We start from the raw sequence: 17880 nt of genomic DNA, 5'->3' as shown, positions 1-17880 counted from the left end.
ATGAGCGACGAACAGAACACTGCACCCGCCGAACTTCTGTCACTGCGTGCCTCCATCGACAATATCGATGCGGCGCTGATCCATATGCTGGCCGAACGCTTCCGCTGCACAAAGGCAGTGGGCGTGCTGAAGGCCGAACGGGGCCTCGCCCCGGCTGACCCGGCTCGCGAAAAGCGTCAGGTCGAGCGTCTTCGCGCTCTGGCTGTCGATGCCCATCTCGACCCCGATTTCGCCGAAAAATTCCTGAACTTCATCGTGAAGGAAGTCATTCGGCATCATGAGCATGCCGCTGCCAACCACAGCGGAAAATGAATAGCCGATAACGGCTCGATCCATTGCCCTGACGGGCAGAACCACCGATAGCCCTGTCAGGGCCGAACAATTTGTCTAAAGGAAAGAAAAAATGTCCCTCAAGATTCGTCTCGCCCGCGCTGGCTCCAAGAAGCGTCCTTACTACCACGTCGTCGTTGCCGACGTCCGCAGCCCGCGTGACGGCCGTTTCATCGAAACCGTTGGCGCATGGAACCCGATGCTGGCCAAGGACGCTGAACGCGTAAAGCTCGACGCCGACCGCATCCAGCATTGGATCGCTCAGGGCGCACAGCCGACCGATCGCGTTCTGCGCTTCCTCGACCAGGCTGGCATTGCCAAGCGTCCGGCTCGCAGCAACCCGACCAAGGGTGAGCCAGGCAAGAAGGCTCAGGAGCGTCTGGCTCTGGCCAAGCAGGCTGAAGAAGAAGCTGCTGCCAAGGCTGCAGAAGCCGCTGCTGCTGCAGCTGCTCCGGCTGAAGAAGCTGCTGCAAGCGAATAATCTTTCGCGCAATTTGCGTTTTGAGAAAGCGGCGGAGTAATCCGCCGCTTTTCTTTTATGCACTGGCCTTCATTTGTCCGGAAAGACTTGCCGTGAGGTCTAACTCCCACGTCTGGCCAATCAGATCGACACCGAAGGAATGGTGCGGTGCTTCTTCGACAAGCCTGAATCCGGCGCGCTCATAAAGACGCCGTGCAGCCGTCAGAACACTATTCGTCCAAAGTGTGAGGCGCTCATCGCCGACAGCACATGCACGCTCAATGCAGGCGTTGACGAGCTTCGCTCCGACACCTGCGCCCCGCGCATCCGGCTCGACATAGAGCAGACGCAGCTTGCCAAGTTTGGGCTGGTCGCCCTTGACCAGAAAGACCGAGCCGACGATGCGACCGTCGATTTCCGCCACCCATGCCGCATCATGGGCAGGGTCGAAAGCCTGCATGAAATCGGCAAGAATGCGGGAGACGAGCGCTTCGTAATCATTGTTCCAGCCATATTCTCCCGTGTAGAGAACGGCTTGGCGATGAATGATCCAGCCGAGATCACCGGCTTTGAGATCACGCAGGAGCACCTGCCCGGTTTGACCTTCGTCGAAAACGCGCATGATCGCACCGGTAGCTGTCAGCAGATCGTGGCGGCGGTCGGTTTCTAAACCATCCAGAAGTTCGCCCACGGCATCGCAGGTATTGCGCTCCAGAGCGCTGAATGTCTTGCGGCCAGCTTCAGTTAGCAAAATGGGGCGGCTGCGACCGCCTTCCGGATGCGGTTCCGTCTCGATCAATCCGCGCTCGGTGAAGCGTTTCAATGTCCTGCTCAACTGGCCGCGATCAAGTCCCAGCGCTCGCATGATGTCCGCCGCCGTCGGCGCGGAACGGTGCGCGATTTCGTAAAGAATACGCGCCTCGGTCAAGGTGAACGGGCTTTTGTCGAGATGCGCGTTCAACAGGCCAAGACGGCGTGTATAGACACGGTTGAAAGCGCGCAATGCGTCAATGTCATCTCGTTTTTCCGGTTTCGTCATCCCTGCATACGCCATGGCACGGCGCCTCCCTATGTTGACTCTATCAATATCTAAAGTGTTGACTAAGTCAACATAGAGTTGACGTGCATGGCATGCTCTCACCAAACAGACTGGACGAGGCGCGAAATTACGCTATCTTATTGATTTGACGGCTCGCATTTGCGTGATTGCGAATATTCGGGCTACGACATCAGTGTTCGGGCGCTTGGCAAAGCGTCCTTTTTCAGGAGAAACCCATGTCGGCTGCGACGGTTGCCTCTTCTTTTTCTTTCCGCCGTATTTTCGTTGCTCTTGGTCTTGCCGTTCTTGTTCCGCTGCTCTCCGCATGCGGTTTCAACACGATCCCGACCAATGAGGAAAAGGCCAAGGCCGCCTGGAGCGAGGTGCAGAACCAGTACCAGCGCCGCGCCGATCTCGTGCCCAATCTGGTCGAGACCGTGAAGGGTTATGCCGCCCATGAAAAGGACACGCTGCAGGCTGTGATCGATGCGCGCGCCAAGGCGACGCAAGTGCAGATCACGCCGGAAACGCTCAACAATCCTGAACTCTTCAAGCAATTCCAGGACAATCAGGCCAATCTCACCAGCGCCCTGTCGCGCCTGATGGTGGTGGTCGAGCGCTATCCGGACCTCAAGGCCAATCAGAACTTCCTCGCGCTGCAATCGCAGCTCGAAGGCACGGAAAACCGCATCGCCGTGGCGCGCCGCGACTATATCGAAGCGGTTCGCGTCTACAACACGACGCTTCGGACCATGCCAACCATGATCTGGACCTGGATCTGGTATCGCGACGCCCAGCCGATGCAAACCTTCAGCGCTGATGCTGGCAGCCAAGCAGCACCGCAAGTCAAGTTTAACTGACGGTCGCTTCCGTGGCGGCGGGCACAGCATTTTCGCGTGATCATCGCGGCCTTCACTGGCCGCGATACCTGTTTGCATGCATCGTTCTGCTGTTTTCCGCTGTCCTGACACTGCAACCGACCTCGGTTGCCTATGCGCAGGATGCTGCCAAGCAGACACCGGCCCTCACGGGTCGCGTGGTGGACAATGCGGGCATCATCGACCCGGCAGAGCGTCAGCAACTGACCCAGAAACTGGCGGACTTCGAAGCCAAGTCGTCCGATCAGGTGGTGGTGGTAACGGTGCCTAGCCTCAATGGCGAGGATATCGAATCCTATTCAAACCGCCTGTTCCGCAGCTGGGCTCTCGGCCAGAAGCAGGAAAACAACGGTATCCTGCTCGTTGTCGCGCCGAACGACCGCAAGGTGCGCATCGAGGTCGGTTACGGGCTTGAGGGCACAATGACCGATGCGCTTTCAAGCGTTATCATCAACGGCACCATTATTCCCGCCTTCCGTACTGGCGATTATAGCGGCGGCATCGTGCAGGGCGTGGACGGCATTCTCTCCGTTCTCTCCGGCGACGCTGCCGAGCTTGAAGCCCGAGCGAAGCGCAATGCGCAAACCAGTTCGGACGATGTGGACTGGGTTGCCGTCATCTTCATCACCTTCTGGTGCCTGATTTTCTTTGGCGGTTTCGGTTTCGCCGTGCTTGCCCCGATCTTCGGACGCAAGCTCGGCCCCGGTCGCTATGAATGGCTGGGCATGACGATCAACACCAATTCAAGCGGCGGCTCCGGTGGTCGTGGCGGCGGCTGGGGCGGCGGCGGTGGCTGGTCATCCGGCGGTGGCGGCGGCGGCTTTGGCGGAGGCGGCGGCTCATCTGGTGGCGGCGGCGCCTCGGGTAGCTGGTAGGGAGACGCGACGATGAAGCATCACACGCTAATTGGCGCTGAAGACCATACCCGCATTGCCGAGGCAATCCGGCAAGCGGAAGCCGAGACGAGCGGCGAAATCTATGCCGTGCTGGCGCGCAGCAGCGACGACTATTTCTTTGCAGCCGGTTTTGTCGCGACTTGCGGTATTCTGCTTGCTTCGGTCATCGCCGCCTTGCTCGCGCATTGGTACTGGTTTGATATCAGCCTGCCGATGTTCGGCCTTGCCATTCTTGCCGCCTTCATTTCGGCGATGCTGGTTCTCTGGCTCCTGCCATCGATCCGCATGTTGCTGGTGCCCCGCCGTATCCGCTACAAGCGCGCCCATCTCAACGCACTGCAACAATTCCTGGCGCGCAACGTCCACATCACGGAAAACCGCACCGGCATTCTGCTCTTCGTTTCCATGGCTGAGCACTATGCCGAAGTCATCGCGGATGCGGGTATTCATGCGCGTGTCGAGCAGGATGAATGGAACGCCATTGTCGTAACGCTGATCCATCACGCATCGCGCTCGCAGATGGCGGAAGGCTTCGTCATGGCGATTGGTCAGGCGGGCACGCTTCTGGAAAAACACTTCCCCGCAGGCACTGACAATATTAACGAATTGGACGATCACCTGATCGAACTTTGACGGCTCCAGAGCATTTCCAGCAAAAGTGCGTAGCGGTTTTGCGTAGGATAATGCGTAAAAAATGGATGGAGCGGTTCCACGATTCCGTTCCAACTGGAACCGCTCCAGCATCTCAGAATCATCTACGACTTTGGTCTGAATTGTGGCGAGGCAGAGCCATTTCCGACGCCAGCGGACGCCGTTTTATAGCGTACGGTGAATTTCTCCGGTATTTTTAGAAAAATTGCCCGAAGTTTTCGATATTTTGTTCCAAATTAAATGGATTAGATGCCATTTTTCTGACTTTTCGGGAAATTTTTCGTTATTCGCAGCGATTTGTCATCGAAACAAATGTCTAATCTGCTAGTTTGGCGCGCATTGCCATCATGACAGGAGTATCCGACGTGACTGCAAAGCAGGATCGGTCGAGCAAAGTTAAGAATTCCAAGGCAAGCAAAGAGGAAAAAAAGGGGGGGAAGCCGAAGGCGCTGGCAGCCTTCTCACAGCTCCTCTTCGAGTGGGCCCCGCCAGAAGATCTGGCTGCTTACGACGCCGAAGCTCTCGACAGTTCTGCCCGCCACGGCTATGCGGCGCTTGAGTCCTACCGCAAGGGCAAGAGCATCATCAGCGTCGATAATGGTATCGAACGTCACGATCGCCCGGTAAGCGTCATCACCATCGTCAACGACAACATGCCGTTCCTGCTCGATTCCATTCTGGGCGAGCTGAACAATCACGTCAGCCAGATTTTCATGGTCGTGCACCCGGTTCTCGATATTGCTCGGGAAAAGGATGGACTGGTCATTCTCGGCGAAGCATCGCAGCTCGCACCCGCCAAGGGCGTTGAGCGCGTCAGCCTTGTGCAAATTCACCTCCCCGCGCTTGGCAAGCAGGCCAAGGCCGATCTGACGGACGGGCTGAAGCGCGTTCTCGGTCAGGTGCGTTTTGCCGTCGGCGACTGGAAGCCTATGTTGAAGCGTCTTGATGACGCCATTGTGGATTACAAGCGCGCTTACGAGCTGAACGGCAATGCCGCCATGCCCGAAGCCATCGCCTTCCTCGAATGGCTGCGCGACGATCATTTCATCTTCCTCGGCATGCGTGAACTGGCCTTTGAAGGTTCGGGCAAGAAGCGCAGCCTCGTCGCCGTCAAGGAGCCGCTTGGCGTCCTTGGCGACAATGAAGTCCGTGTTTTGCGTAAGGATGACGACGACACAGTGACGCCGCGCGAAGTCACGGAATTCCTCGACAGCAGCGAGCCGCTGATCGTCACCAAGGCGAACACGCTGTCACTGGTGCATCGCCGCTCCTATCTCGATTATATCGGTGTGAAGATTTTCGGACCGAAGGGCGAAGCCGTGGGCGAACTGCGCCTCGTCGGCCTGTTCACCTCGGTCGCTTACATCAGCTCGGTTGCCAGCATCCCGTTCATTCGCTCAAAAGCCGATGCGGTCATCAAGCATCTGGGCTTCAACCGCGAAGACCATTCGGGCAAGGCATTGATCAACGTGCTGGAAGAATATCCGCGCGATGAGCTTTTCCAGATCGACACGGAAAGCCTGACGGCTAATGCCGAACTCATCCTCGCGCTTGGCGAGCGTCCGCGTGTCCGTGCCATTCCCCGTCTCGACCGTTTCGGCCGTTTCGCGACTGTGCTCGTCTATATCCCGCGTGATCGTTACGACTCGGTCGTGCGTGAAAAGATCGGTCGCTATCTCGTCGACGTCTATGGCGGCGACAGCTTTGAGTTCCACCCGGTTTTCCTGCAGAACGGCCTGACGCGCGTTCAGTTCGTCATTCGCCGTCACGAACGATCCACCCCGCATATCGACCGCGAAGCGCTGGAAGCGGAAGTCCGCGCCATGGTCCGCACCTGGGAAGATGCGGTGCGTGAAAGCGTGGAAAATGCCGATGCAGGCGTCGTGGCGCTGGCCGCCAGTTTCCCGCCATCCTATCGCGAAATCTTCACCGCACCGGAAGCACTGGTCGATGCCGAGCGCATTGCCGGTCTCAGCCCGGAAGCGCCGCTTTTCGTGGATTTCTACCGCTATCGCACCGATGGACCAGATGCGGTTTCACTGAAGCTCTATCATCACGGTGCACCGGTCGTGCTGTCGCAGCGCGTGCCGCTTTTGGAAAATATGGGCTTCCGCGTCGTCAGCGAACAGACCATCGACTTGCCGCAAGCCGGTAAAGACGGTGCGCCGGTCTATGTTCACGACATGCAGCTCGTCAACGCCTATGGCGCTCCTGTCGATCTAACCGATGACGGCGAAATGCTGGAAGACGTATTCCGCACCGTCTGGGACGGCTTTGCCGACAATGACGGCTATAATGCGCTGGTGCAGACGGCACGCCTCACCGCGCGCCAGATCATGATCCTGCGCTCCTATGGCCGTTATCTGCAACAGGCGGGTATCGCCTATTCGCAGGGCTTCATCGCAGCCGCGCTCAACCGTTATCCGGAAATCGCCAGCGATCTCTATTCGCTGTTCGATCTGCGCTTCAACCCAGCGGCGAAGCGCCGTGATACGGCTGAAAAGAAGCTAATTGACGCCATCGAAACAGCACTTCTTGGCGTGCCGAGCATCGATGACGACCAGATCCTGCGCCGGTTCCGCAATCTGATTGAAGCGACACTGCGCACCAATGCCTATACGCTGGATGGTGACGGCAAGCCGCGCGTGACCTTTGCCTTCAAGCTCAATCCGCGTCTCGTTGACGGGCTGCCTGATCCGCGCCCGTATCGCGAAATCTTCGTCTACGGCCCGGAAGTCGAAGGCGTGCATCTTCGTTTCGGCGCGGTCGCACGTGGCGGTCTGCGCTGGTCGGACCGCGCACAGGATTACCGCACCGAAGTGCTGGGCCTTGTGAAGGCGCAGCAGGTCAAGAATGCCGTGATCGTGCCGGTCGGCGCCAAGGGCGGTTTCTATCCGAAGCGCCTGCCAGTGGGCGGCGACCGCAACGCCGTCTTTGAAGCGGGCCGTGACGCCTACAAGGTGTTCATCTCGACGCTTCTTTCGGTCACCGACAATATCCACGACAACGATGTGGTACCGCCGCAAAATGTCGTGCGTCACGACAATGACGATCCTTATTTCGTCGTCGCCGCCGACAAGGGCACGGCCACCTTCTCCGATACGGCTAATGCCATCAGCCAGGCGCATGATTTCTGGCTGGACGACGCTTTCGCATCGGGCGGCTCCGCCGGTTACGACCATAAGGGCATGGGCATCACCGCCCGTGGCGGTTGGGAAGCCGTGAAACGGCATTTCCGTGAATTCGACATGGATATCCAGACCGAGCCGTTTACGGTTGTCGGCGTGGGCGACATGTCGGGTGACGTGTTCGGTAACGGCATGCTGCTTTCCGAGCAGATCAAGCTGGTTGCCGCCTTCGACCATCGCGACATCTTCATCGATCCGAACCCGGTTCCGGCTGACGGCTTTGCCGAGCGCAAGCGCCTATTCGAACTGCCGCGCTCCAGCTGGCAGGATTATGATCGCTCCAAGCTGTCGTCCGGTGGCGGCGTCTATAGCCGCAGCCAGAAGACCATCACATTGTCTGCCGAAGCAGCAGCCGCAATCGGCCTTGCCAAGACCACGGCAACGCCGCAGGAAATCATGACGACCATCCTGAAAGCTCAGGTTGATCTTCTTTGGTTCGGCGGTATCGGCACCTATATCCGCGCCTCCAGTGAAACGGATGCGCAGGTCGGTGACCGCGCCAATGATGCCATTCGCATCACCGGTTCGGACGTGCGGGCCCGTGTGATCGGCGAAGGCGCTAATCTCGGCATGACCCAGCGCGGACGCATCGAATATGCGCTCGCTGGCGGCCGCAGCAATACTGACGCCATCGATAATTCCGCTGGCGTCAACTGCTCGGACGTTGAGGTCAACATCAAGATTGCGCTGGCTGCAGCCATGCGTTCAGGCAAGCTGAAGCGCCCCGCCCGCAACAAGCTTCTGGTCAGCATGACCGACGATGTTTCGGAACTGGTGCTGCGCAACAACTATCTCCAGCCGCTGGCGCTTTCGCTGAGCGAGCGTCAGGGTTTGGCCGAGCTGCCTTATCAGGCACGCTTCATGGCGGAGCTGGAAAACCGGAAGCTTCTGGACCGCAAGGTCGAGTATCTTCCATCGGATGCGCTGTTGACTGAGCGCCAGAAGGCTGGCCAGCCGCTGACCCGTCCGGAACTGGCTGTTTTGCTGGCCTATGCCAAGCTGTCGCTCTCCGACGATCTGGTGGCAAGCGCACTTCCTGACGAGCCTTACTTCCAGTCGCTGCTGTTCGGCTATTTCCCGAAGCGCATGGCCAAAACCTATGCCGAGGAAATCTCCGGCCACCGCCTGAAGCGGGAAATTGTTGCAACATTGCTGGCAAATGATGTCATCAATCGCGGCGGCATCACCTTCATCAGCCGTCTGGCCGATACGACGGGCAAGTCGCCTTCGGATATCGTTCGTGCCTATGTCGCCGTGCGTGACGGCTTCGAGATTGATGCGATCTACGACGCCATCGACGCGTTGGACAACAAGGTGCCAGGCGATGTGCAGAACCAGTTCTACCATCTCGTCGGCGAAATGTTGCAGGCGACGACAGCTTGGGTTCTGCGCAACGATACGACCCGCGCAAACCTCACCGAGCTGGTTGGCACCATCGTCAAGGCGCGTGCCGAACTGGAACCGCGTTTCGAAGGCCTGATGCCGGAATTCCTGCGCAACGCTGTGCGTGCCGACAAGGCCGCCTTCGTTGAAAAGGGTGCGCCGGAAAAGCTGGCCCAGCGTCTCGCCAATCTCCAGCTTGCGGGCATCATGCCGGATATCGCGCTGATCGCGCATCTGGCGGAAGCCGATCTGGTGGCAACGGCCAAGGCCTATTTCGGCGTGTCGGAAGCCTTCCGCATCGGACGTATCGAAGATGCGGCACGGTCCATTCCCGTCACCGACTATTATGACGGATTGGCTCTGTCGCGTGCCAGCGAGACCATCACGCAGGCCGCGCGCGGGATCACCATCGCCGCTCTGAAGCGCTTCGCCAAGGAGAAAGACCCGGCTGTGGCATGGCTCGATGCGGACGGCGTCCGGATCGAGCAGGTGAGAAACCGCATGGTCGCGCTCACCGAAGGTGGAGACCTCACCGTCTCGCGCCTGGCCGTTGCGGCGGGACTGATGTCGGATCTGGCGCAGTAATCCGCACCGACAACAAAAAATAAGAGGGCAGCTTAGAGCTGCCCTTTTCATTTCTTGTCGGGCAACCATGGTCCGTATAAGCTCCGGCCACATTCGCAAGGGAGTGGCATTTGACCGATCAGGCAGTCAGCGAACGCAGCTACGCATCTCGTCGCGGCATATGGGGCTGGATGCTGTTCGACTGGGCGGCACAACCGTTTTTTACCGTCGTCACGACCTTCGTTTTTGGCCCCTACTTCATCTCCCGCATGGCGGCGAACCCGGAAGCCGGTCAGGTTGCATGGGGCTATGGCATCGCTGCGGCAGGCTTTGTCATCGCCATTCTGTCACCAGTTCTGGGTGCTGTTTCGGACCGTACAGGGGCACGCAAACCCTGGATCGGCTTCTTTGCCGTTTTGAAGATCGTCAGCCTCTCGCTCCTCTGGTTCGCCGCACCGGGTGCGAGCCTGTTCTGGGTGTTGCTGGCCTTTGCAATCGCCTCGATTGCTGCCGAGTTCTCCATCGTCTTCAATGATTCCATGATGCCGCGCCTCGTGCCGCACGCGGATATCGGACGTATCTCCAACATTGCATGGGGACTTGGCTATCTCGGCGGCATGATCGTGCTGATCTTCGTCGTGCTGTTTCTTGCCGGATCGCCGCAAACCGGCAAAACGATCATCGGCATTGCCCCGCTCTTCGGCCTTGATCCGGCAACCGGCGAAGATGCGCGGATCACCGGCCCGCTTGCTACACTCTGGTATCTGGTCTTCGTTTTGCCGATGTTCCTCTTCACGCCGGATTCGGCGCGGAGCGAGCCTCTGTTCAAGGCGATGCGGCACGGTCTTTCGGAACTGAAAGCCACGCTACGCGAAGTGCGCCAGCGTTCCGGCATCATGCGTTTTCTCATTGCCCGCATGGTCTATCAGGACGGCGTCAATGCTTTGCTGGCGCTGGGCGGAGGCTATGCCGCCGCCATGTTTCGCTGGTCTATTACCGAGATCGGCCTGTTCGGCATGATCCTCAATGTGATGGCGATCTTCAGTTGCCTTGCCGCCAGCCGCGTGGATACGCGCTTCGGCTCAAAAGCCGTGGTCATCGGGTCGCTGGTGCTGCTGCTGCTCGCGACGCTCGGCATCGTATCGACAGGGCGCGATCACACATTCTTCGGACTGCTTCCCTTTGCGGAAAGTACAGCACAGGGGCTTTTCTCGACGCCAGCAGAACATGCCTATCTGATTTATGGCCTGATGATCGGCGCAGCCTTTGGCCCGGTACAGGCATCGTCGCGCTCATGGTTTGCGCGTAGCATTCAGCCGGAAGAATCGGGCCGCTATTTCGGCATTTATGCGCTGGCGGGTCGTGCGACCAGCTTTCTGGCCCCGTTTCTGGTCGCCACCGTTACGGCTATCAGCGGATCGGCGGCAATTGGAATGGCGGTGCTGGTGATCTTCTTCGCCGCCGGTCTCTATCTTACCAAAATGACGCCCTATCCAGCCGAGCGCCCATCGTGAAAACTGGCGCGAGAATGATCGCGCCAGCTCTGTGATTTCATTCACATCATGCCAACCGCGCTGGCCGCACCGATGGCCAGCAGAGCGCCGACGATCGGTGCCGCAACAGGCACCCAGGCATAAGACCAGTCTGATCCGCCCTTGCCTGGGATAGGCAACAAGGCATGCGCGATGCGCGGGCCAAGATCACGTGCCGGGTTGATGGCATAGCCTGTCGGTCCGCCAAGCGACACGCCAAGCGCCCAGACGAGAAGACCGACCATCAGAGGACCGAGAACCCCATCGGCTCCAACAGCCTTGGCGCCGATGGCGATGACGACAAAAACGAGCACGAAAGTGCCGATGATTTCGGTCACGCAATTGGCCGGAATGTTGCGAATTGCCGGGGCTGTGCAAAACACGCCAAGCTTTAGCGCCTTATCCGTGGTCGGCTTCCAGTGCGGCAGATAGGCAAGATAGACGAGCACTGCCCCGACAAAAGCGCCCAGCAATTGCGCGGCGATATAGGGAGCGACTTCCGCCGCCGGAAAACTCCCCGCCGCATAAAAAGCGAGCGTGACGGCAGGATTGAGATGGCCAGCAGCGCCCGCCGCAACTGCGACCATCACGCCGCACAACACGGCCAGCCCCCAGCCAACCGAAATAACGATCCAGCCGGAATTCTGTCCCTTGGATTGCGCCAGAAGCACATTTGCGACGACCCCGTCGCCAAGCACGATCAGCACCATCGTGCCGAGAAATTCCCCTAAAAAGCCACTTGTCATAATCTTATCCCGAAAAATCAATGTGCAGAAATCCATCCGGCGGACGCGTAATGCCCACCGGTCTGCCAAAAAAGTTTTGTAATTCTCTGTTCTGCCTGGCCTCAAAGACCGAGCTTCAGCTTCAATCCACCCAATTCAGGGAACGCTGCACCGCTTTTTCCCAGGAGGCGAAAAGGCTTTCGCGCTCCTTCTTCGGCATCTTCGGATGCCAGCGATAACCAACTTGCCAGTTTTCCACGACATCTTCCGTGGATTTCCAGTAGCCAACGGCAAGACCAGCCGAGTAAGCAGCACCCAGCGCCGTGGTTTCCACGATCTTGGGGCGAACCACAGGCACGTGCAGAATATCGGCCTGAAACTGCATGACGAAATCGTTGACCGTCATGCCGCCATCGGCGCGAAGTTCACTGATCTTGACGCCGGAATCCTTCACCATGGCTTCCAGCACCTCGCGCACCTGATAGCAGCAGGCCTCCAGCGCGGCGCGGGCAATATGGCCCTTATTGGCAAAGCGGGTCAGCCCAGCAATAACGCCACGCGCAGAGGATTCCCAATGCGGTGCGTAAAGGCCTGAAAATGCAGGCACGAAATAGACGTCGCCATTATCGTCAACGGTGCGGGCAAGCGTTTCGATATCGCTGCTGTTGCGAATGATGCCAAGATTGTCGCGCAGCCACTGCACCAGCGCGCCGGTGATAGCGATGGAACCTTCCAGCGCGTAAGAGGGAGGCGCATCGCCAAGCTTGTAGGCGACGGTTGTCAGCAGGCCATAATTGGACGAAACGAGCTTGTCGCCCGTATTCATCAGCATGAAGCAGCCCGTGCCATAGGTGTTCTTGGCCGCACCGGGCTCAAGACAGGCCTGACCGAAAAGCGCCGCCTGCTGATCGCCCAGAATACCGGCCAGTTTCACGCCATTCAGGGATCGAACGGTAATCTCGCCATAAACTTCACTTGAGGAGCGTATCTCCGGCAGACAGGCACGGGGAATATGGAAAAGGTCCAGAATTTCCTGATCCCATTGCAGGCTGGCAATATCCATCAGCTGCGTGCGCGAGGCATTGGTGACATCGGTGATGTGAATGCCGCCCTTCGGGCCGCCGGTCAGGTTCCAGGCCAGCCATGTATCGATGGTGCCAAACAACGCCTCGCCTGCCTCGGCCTTTTCGCGGGCGCCCGGAACATTGTCGAGAATCCAGCGCAGTTTCAGCCCGGAAAAATAGGTGGCGATCGGCAGTCCTGTTCTGGCGCGCAGCCGGTCAGCGCCTCTTTCCTTGGTATATTGTGCCACGAGGTCGGCAGTGCGCGTATCCATCCAGACCAGCGCATTGTAAAGCGGCTGACCGGTGGCCTTGTCCCAGAGCAATGTCGTCTCGCGCTGATTGGTAATGCCGACAGCGGCAATGTCTGCTGCCGTCAGCTTGGCCTTCTTCAGCGCCTCGGCGACGACATGCTGCGTGTTGCGCCAGATCTCAAGCGGGTTGTGCTCAACCCAGCCAGCCTTGGGATAGATCTGTTCATGCTCGCGCTGATCCATGGCGATGATATCGCCTTGCTGATCGAAAATGATGCAGCGTGTGCTGGTAGTTCCCTGATCAATGGAACCGATAAATTGCTTCGTACTCACGGTATCCTCCCGTCGAATATCTTTCTGTAAAACCTATTCAGTTTACATCAGGTGATGAAACGCTCCGCCTGTGCCGTGGGCACCCTCCTTCTGATGCAAAGCATGCCCGCATTTGCGCGGTCGCTTACAAACGAATGTAAAACGAAACAATTCGAAACTCAATGAAAACAAAAAGCCCCGAAATTTTTCGTTTCGGGGCTCGTTTTCAGATTGTAAACCAATGAATTAATGGCGGAAATGACGCATCCCGGTCATCACCATGGCAATGCCATGCTCATCGGCAGCAGCGATCACTTCTTCGTCACGCATCGAACCACCGGGCTGAATCACAGCCGTGGCGCCCGCCTGAACAGCCGAAAGCAAACCATCCGCAAACGGGAAGAACGCGTCGGAAGCGACCACACAGCCCTTGGTCAGGGGTTCTGCGAGACCGGCAGCTTCTGCCGCATCTTCCGCCTTGCGGGCAGCGATGCGCGCGGAGTCGACACGGCTCATCTGGCCTGCGCCAATACCAACCGTTGCGCCGTCCTTCACATAGACGATGGCGTTCGACTTCACGTGCTTGGCGATGCGGAAGGCGAACTTCATGTCGTTCAGTTCGGCTTCACTCGGGCTGCGCTTGGTCACGACCTTGAGGTCGAGATCGTCGACAACGCCGTTGTCGCGCGACTGAACCAGCAAGCCACCGGCAACCGTCTTCGCGGCAATGCCCTTTGCGCGCGGATCAGGAAGGCCGCCCGTCACCAGCAGGCGCAGGTTCTTCTTGGCGGCAACGATGGCCTGTGCGCCCGGCGTTGCATCGGGAGCGATGATGACTTCCGTGAAAATCTTGACGATTTCCTCGGCGGCCTCTTCATCCAGCGTCTTGTTGAGCGCAACAATACCGCCAAAAGCCGACACCGGATCGCAGGCCAATGCCTTCAGATAGGCATCCTTGATCGATGCGCCTTCCGCCACGCCGCACGGATTGGCGTGTTTGATGATGGCGACGGCAGCCGTGCGCGCTGGGTCGAACTCGGCGACGAGTTCGAAAGCTGCATCGGTATCGTTGATGTTGTTGTAGGAAAGCTGCTTGCCCTGAAGCTGGGTTGCCGTGGCAACGCCCGGACGCTTTTCACCGGAGAGATAGAAACCAGCGGTCTGATGCGGGTTTTCGCCATAACGCATGACCGAATGCAGCTTGCCTGCAACCGAGCGCCAAACCGGCGTTTCTTCTTCAATGGCTTCAGCGAACCAATTGGAAATCGCCGCATCATAAGCCGCAGTGCGCGAGAATGCCTTGGCAGCAAGCTTCTTGCGGAAAGCGAGCGGCAGCGAACCGCCATGCTTCTCAAGCTCGGTGACCACTTCGTCATAATCTGTCGGATCAACGACAGTTGCGACATAAGCGTGGTTCTTGGCCGAAGCACGGATCATCGCCGGGCCACCAATATCGATATTCTCGACCGTGGTGTCGTAATCGCCGCCCTGGAAGCGGACTTCCTCAAACGGGTAGAGATTGATCACGGCGAGATCGATGCCGCCGATCTTGTGCTCTTCCATTGCGGCAACATGTTCCGGGTCGTTACGCACGGCGAGCAGACCGCCATGGACTGCCGGATGCAGCGTCTTGACGCGCCCATCCATGATTTCGGGAAAGCCGGTGATTTCGGAAACGTCACGAACCGGAATGCCTTCTGCGGCAATGGACTTGGCCGTGCCGCCGGTCGAGAGTATCTCGACGCCATGCGCATGAAGCGCCTTGGCGAATTCGATCAGACCGGTTTTGTCGGAAACGGAAAGGAGGGCGCGGCGCACCCGATGAAGATCGGGAGCGGGAATATGCTTTGAGCTGACAGCCATAGGAAACGGTCTCTTCGTTGCTGAAGCGTTTTGCGTTCAGGAAAGGGGACAGCGTCGCCGTAGCACAGTCGGACAAGGAATCCTACCGCAAAAGACCGGAAACCACCGGCGAAAGAAAAACCCCGCCTTGAAGGCGGGGTTTCCTGTGAGACATTGCGACTATTAAGGCGCCTTACTTCATCGTCGGGATGACGAACTCGGCTCCATCCTTAACCCCAGACGGCCAGCGCGAGGTGACAGTCTTGGTCTTTGTATAGAAGCGGAATGCATCCGGGCCGTGCTGGTTGAGATCGCCGAAGCCGGAAGCCTTCCAGCCGCCGAAGGTGTAGTAAGCGATCGGAACCGGGATCGGCACATTGATACCGACCATGCCGACCTGAACGCGGCTTGCGAAATCGCGAGCCGCATCGCCGTCGCGCGTGAAGATGGCGACGCCGTTGCCATATTCATGATCGTTCGGCAGAGCCAGCGCTTCCTCGTAGTTCTTGGCGCGAACGACCGAAAGAACCGGACCGAAGATTTCTTCCTTATAGATGCGCATGTCGCGCGTCACATTGTCGAACAGGCAGCCGCCCATGTAGAAGCCATTTTCATAGCCCTGCATCTTGAAGTTACGGCCATCGACGACCAGCTTCGCGCCTTCTTCGACGCCAAGATCGACATAGCCGCGAATGCGATCAAGGGCGGCCTGCGTGACGACCGGGCCGTAGTCGGCGGAATTGTCGGTGGACGGGCCGATCTTGAGCGATTCCACACGCGGGATGAGCTTTTCCATCAGGCGGTTGGCGGTGTCTTCACCGACCGGAACAGCCACGGAAATGGCCATGCAGCGCTCGCCTGCCGAGCCGTAACCAGCGCCGATGAGCGCATCGACGGTCTGGTCCATATCGGCGTCGGGCATGATGAGCATGTGGTTCTTCGCGCCGCCGAAGCACTGAACGCGCTTGCCGTTCGAGCAGCCACGACCATAGATATACTGGGCAATCGGCGTGGAACCGACAAAGCCGATGGCCTGTACATCCGGATCGTCGAGCAGGGCATCGACAGAATCCTTGTCGCCATTGACGACGTTGAAGATACCGGCAGGCAGGCCTGCTTCCATGAACAGTTCAGCCAGACGCATCGGGACGCCCGGGTCACGCTCAGATGGCTTCAGAACGAAGGCATTGCCGCAGGCAATCGCCGGACCAGCCTTCCAGAGCGGGATCATGGCCGGGAAGTTGAACGGCGTGATGCCGGCAACGACGCCGAGCGGCTGGCGCATGGAATAGGTGTCGATGCCCGTACCGGCATTGTCGGTGAATTCGCCTTTCAGCATATGTGCGGAGCCAAGGCAGACTTCCACCACTTCAAGACCGCGCTGAATATCACCCTTGGCGTCAGCAATCGTCTTACCATGCTCACGTGCCAGCAGTTCGGCCAGGCTGTCATATTCGGCTTCGACGAGTTCCAGAAACTTGCGCAGGATGCGGACGCGGCGCTGCGGGTTGGTCGCGCCCCACGCAGGCTGCGCAGCCTTTGCGTTTTCGACGGCGGCGCGCACTTCAGCCTTGGTGGCAAGCGCGACTTTGGCCTGTACCGTGCCGTCGAGCGGCTGGAAAACGTCGGCGGTGCGACCGCTATTACCAGCAACATGCTTGCCGCCGATGAAATGTCCGATATTGCGCATCGAGAAACCTCCCTGATTACCATTTATGAGGACACACCCTGCCCTCATCGTTGTACCTATCCTGACTCTGCAAATTCATGATTGCAAGGCGCTGAAAAGCGTATCCGTTGTGCATTTTTTATAGTACGAAACATGATCCCGAAAAGTGCGAAACGGTTTTCGGACAAGATCATGTTCAAGCGAAGTACATTATGAACTGGGATGATATTCGCATATTCCTCGCGGTCGCGCGCTCTGGCCAGATTCTGGGCGCGGCCAAGCGGCTTGGCCTGAACCACACCACTGTGGCGCGGCGGCTGACGGCGCTTGAAACCGCGCTTTCCACCACGCTTCTGACACGCCGCACCAATGGCTCGACACTAACGCAGGCGGGTGAGGAATTTCTGCTTGCCGCCGAGCGCATGGAAGCGGAAATGCTGTCCGCCCGCGCGCAGGTTGGCAATGCGGATGTCGCGGTTTCAGGCACGGTGCGCATAGGCGCGCCAGACGGTTTCGGCGTCACCTTTCTGGCGCCGCGCCTCGCCCGGCTGACACAGCAATATCCAGACCTCACCATCCAGCTGGTACCCGTACCGCGCTCCTTTTCGCTGTCCCGGCGCGAGGCCGATATCGCCATCACCGTCGAACGTCCGGATCAGGGGCGGCTTATTGCGCGCAGGCTGGTCGATTATACGCTCGGCCTCTATGCCCACCGCAGCTATCTGGAAGCCAATGGCACGCCTGAAAATTCAGACGACCTCAACCACCATCGCCTGATCGGCTATGTGGAAGATCTGGTCATCAACCCGTCGCTTGCCTATGCGCCGGAAATCAGCCGTGACTGGAAACCGGCATTCGAGGTGTCAAGCGCCCTGGGACAGGTGGAAGCGGTGCGCGCAGGTGCAGGCATCGGCATTCTGCATTCGTTCATCGCCCGCGCAGACCCCGATCTCGTACCGGTTCTGCCCGACCGGGTGATCCGGCGCGCCTATTGGCTCGCCTATCATGAATCCGCCCGCACATTGCGACGCGTGACAGCCGTATCGGCTCTCATCTCCGAACTGGTGGAAGGCGAAAAATCGCTGTTCAGTTGAGG

13 protein-coding genes are annotated in these 17880 nt (G+C 58.6%); 8 read left to right on the top strand and 5 right to left on the bottom strand.

Annotation, left to right across the window (positions count from 1 at the left end):
- Window positions 1–312, top strand: a complete 312-nt coding sequence (locus tag ACTJKP_RS05950) for a chorismate mutase (RefSeq protein WP_078339573.1) — start codon at window positions 1–3, stop codon at window positions 310–312.
- A 91-nt stretch (window positions 313–403) separates the two neighbouring features.
- Complete coding sequence (gene rpsP / locus ACTJKP_RS05945) at window positions 404–811, top strand: 30S ribosomal protein S16 (RefSeq protein WP_151590216.1); 408 nt, start codon at window positions 404–406, stop codon at window positions 809–811.
- A gap of 55 nt (window positions 812–866) precedes the next feature.
- Here rpsP and ACTJKP_RS05940 read toward each other — a convergent pair whose 3' ends face one another.
- Window positions 867–1844, bottom strand: a complete 978-nt coding sequence (locus tag ACTJKP_RS05940) for a bifunctional helix-turn-helix transcriptional regulator/GNAT family N-acetyltransferase (RefSeq protein WP_440630018.1) — start codon at window positions 1842–1844, stop codon at window positions 867–869.
- Between the two features lie 221 nt (window positions 1845–2065).
- On the opposite strand from ACTJKP_RS05940, the gene ACTJKP_RS05935 reads away from it, so the two are divergent.
- The 5 genes from ACTJKP_RS05935 to ACTJKP_RS05915 all read left to right on the top strand — a co-directional run bounded on the left by ACTJKP_RS05935 (window position 2066) and on the right by ACTJKP_RS05915 (window position 10903).
- Window positions 2066–2689, top strand: coding sequence for a LemA family protein (locus tag ACTJKP_RS05935; RefSeq protein ID WP_440630017.1), 624 nt, complete (start codon window positions 2066–2068; stop codon window positions 2687–2689).
- 80 nt (window positions 2690–2769) lie between these two features.
- Window positions 2770–3582 carry a TPM domain-containing protein gene (locus tag ACTJKP_RS05930; RefSeq protein WP_182514667.1) on the top strand — a complete coding sequence of 271 codons (813 nt, stop codon included), beginning with the start codon at window positions 2770–2772 and terminating at the stop codon, window positions 3580–3582.
- Window positions 3583–3594: 12 nt separating this feature from the next.
- A complete protein-coding gene (locus ACTJKP_RS05925; RefSeq protein ID WP_440630016.1) occupies window positions 3595–4236 on the top strand; it encodes a TPM domain-containing protein in 642 nt (213 codons plus the stop codon).
- A gap of 383 nt (window positions 4237–4619) precedes the next feature.
- Entirely contained in the window at window positions 4620–9410 is a 4791-nt protein-coding gene (locus ACTJKP_RS05920) for an NAD-glutamate dehydrogenase (RefSeq protein ID WP_440630134.1), read from the top strand.
- 170 nt (window positions 9411–9580) lie between these two features.
- Window positions 9581–10903, top strand: a complete 1323-nt coding sequence (locus ACTJKP_RS05915; RefSeq protein WP_440630133.1) for an MFS transporter — start codon at window positions 9581–9583, stop codon at window positions 10901–10903.
- 41 nt (window positions 10904–10944) lie between these two features.
- Here the strand turns inward: ACTJKP_RS05915 and ACTJKP_RS05910 are convergent, their stop codons facing one another.
- The 4 genes from ACTJKP_RS05910 to ACTJKP_RS05895 form a co-directional block, all read right to left on the bottom strand.
- Window positions 10945–11667 (bottom strand): MIP/aquaporin family protein, encoded by a 723-nt coding sequence (locus tag ACTJKP_RS05910; protein WP_440630015.1) that lies wholly within the window; start codon window positions 11665–11667, stop codon window positions 10945–10947.
- 121 nt (window positions 11668–11788) lie between these two features.
- A complete protein-coding gene (gene glpK / locus ACTJKP_RS05905; protein ID WP_440630014.1) occupies window positions 11789–13294 on the bottom strand; it encodes a glycerol kinase GlpK in 1506 nt (501 codons plus the stop codon).
- Between the two features lie 225 nt (window positions 13295–13519).
- Window positions 13520–15136, bottom strand: coding sequence for a bifunctional phosphoribosylaminoimidazolecarboxamide formyltransferase/IMP cyclohydrolase (purH, locus tag ACTJKP_RS05900; protein ID WP_440630013.1), 1617 nt, complete (start codon window positions 15134–15136; stop codon window positions 13520–13522).
- 172 nt (window positions 15137–15308) lie between these two features.
- On the bottom strand, window positions 15309–16805 hold the full coding sequence (locus tag ACTJKP_RS05895; protein WP_078340903.1) for a CoA-acylating methylmalonate-semialdehyde dehydrogenase: 1497 nt from the start codon (window positions 16803–16805) through the stop codon (window positions 15309–15311).
- Window positions 16806–16996: 191 nt separating this feature from the next.
- Here ACTJKP_RS05895 and ACTJKP_RS05890 point away from each other — a divergent pair, with 191 nt between their 5' ends.
- Window positions 16997–17878, top strand: a complete 882-nt coding sequence (locus tag ACTJKP_RS05890) for a LysR family transcriptional regulator (RefSeq protein WP_078340930.1) — start codon at window positions 16997–16999, stop codon at window positions 17876–17878.
- Window positions 17879–17880 lie beyond the last annotated feature (2 nt).

The sequence above is a fragment of the Brucella sp. 22210 genome, from assembly GCF_052045675.1.
GTDB lineage: Bacteria > Pseudomonadota > Alphaproteobacteria > Rhizobiales > Rhizobiaceae > Brucella.
The sequence above is the reverse complement of the archived record's forward strand: the minus strand, read 5'-3'. Positions and strand labels throughout refer to the sequence as shown.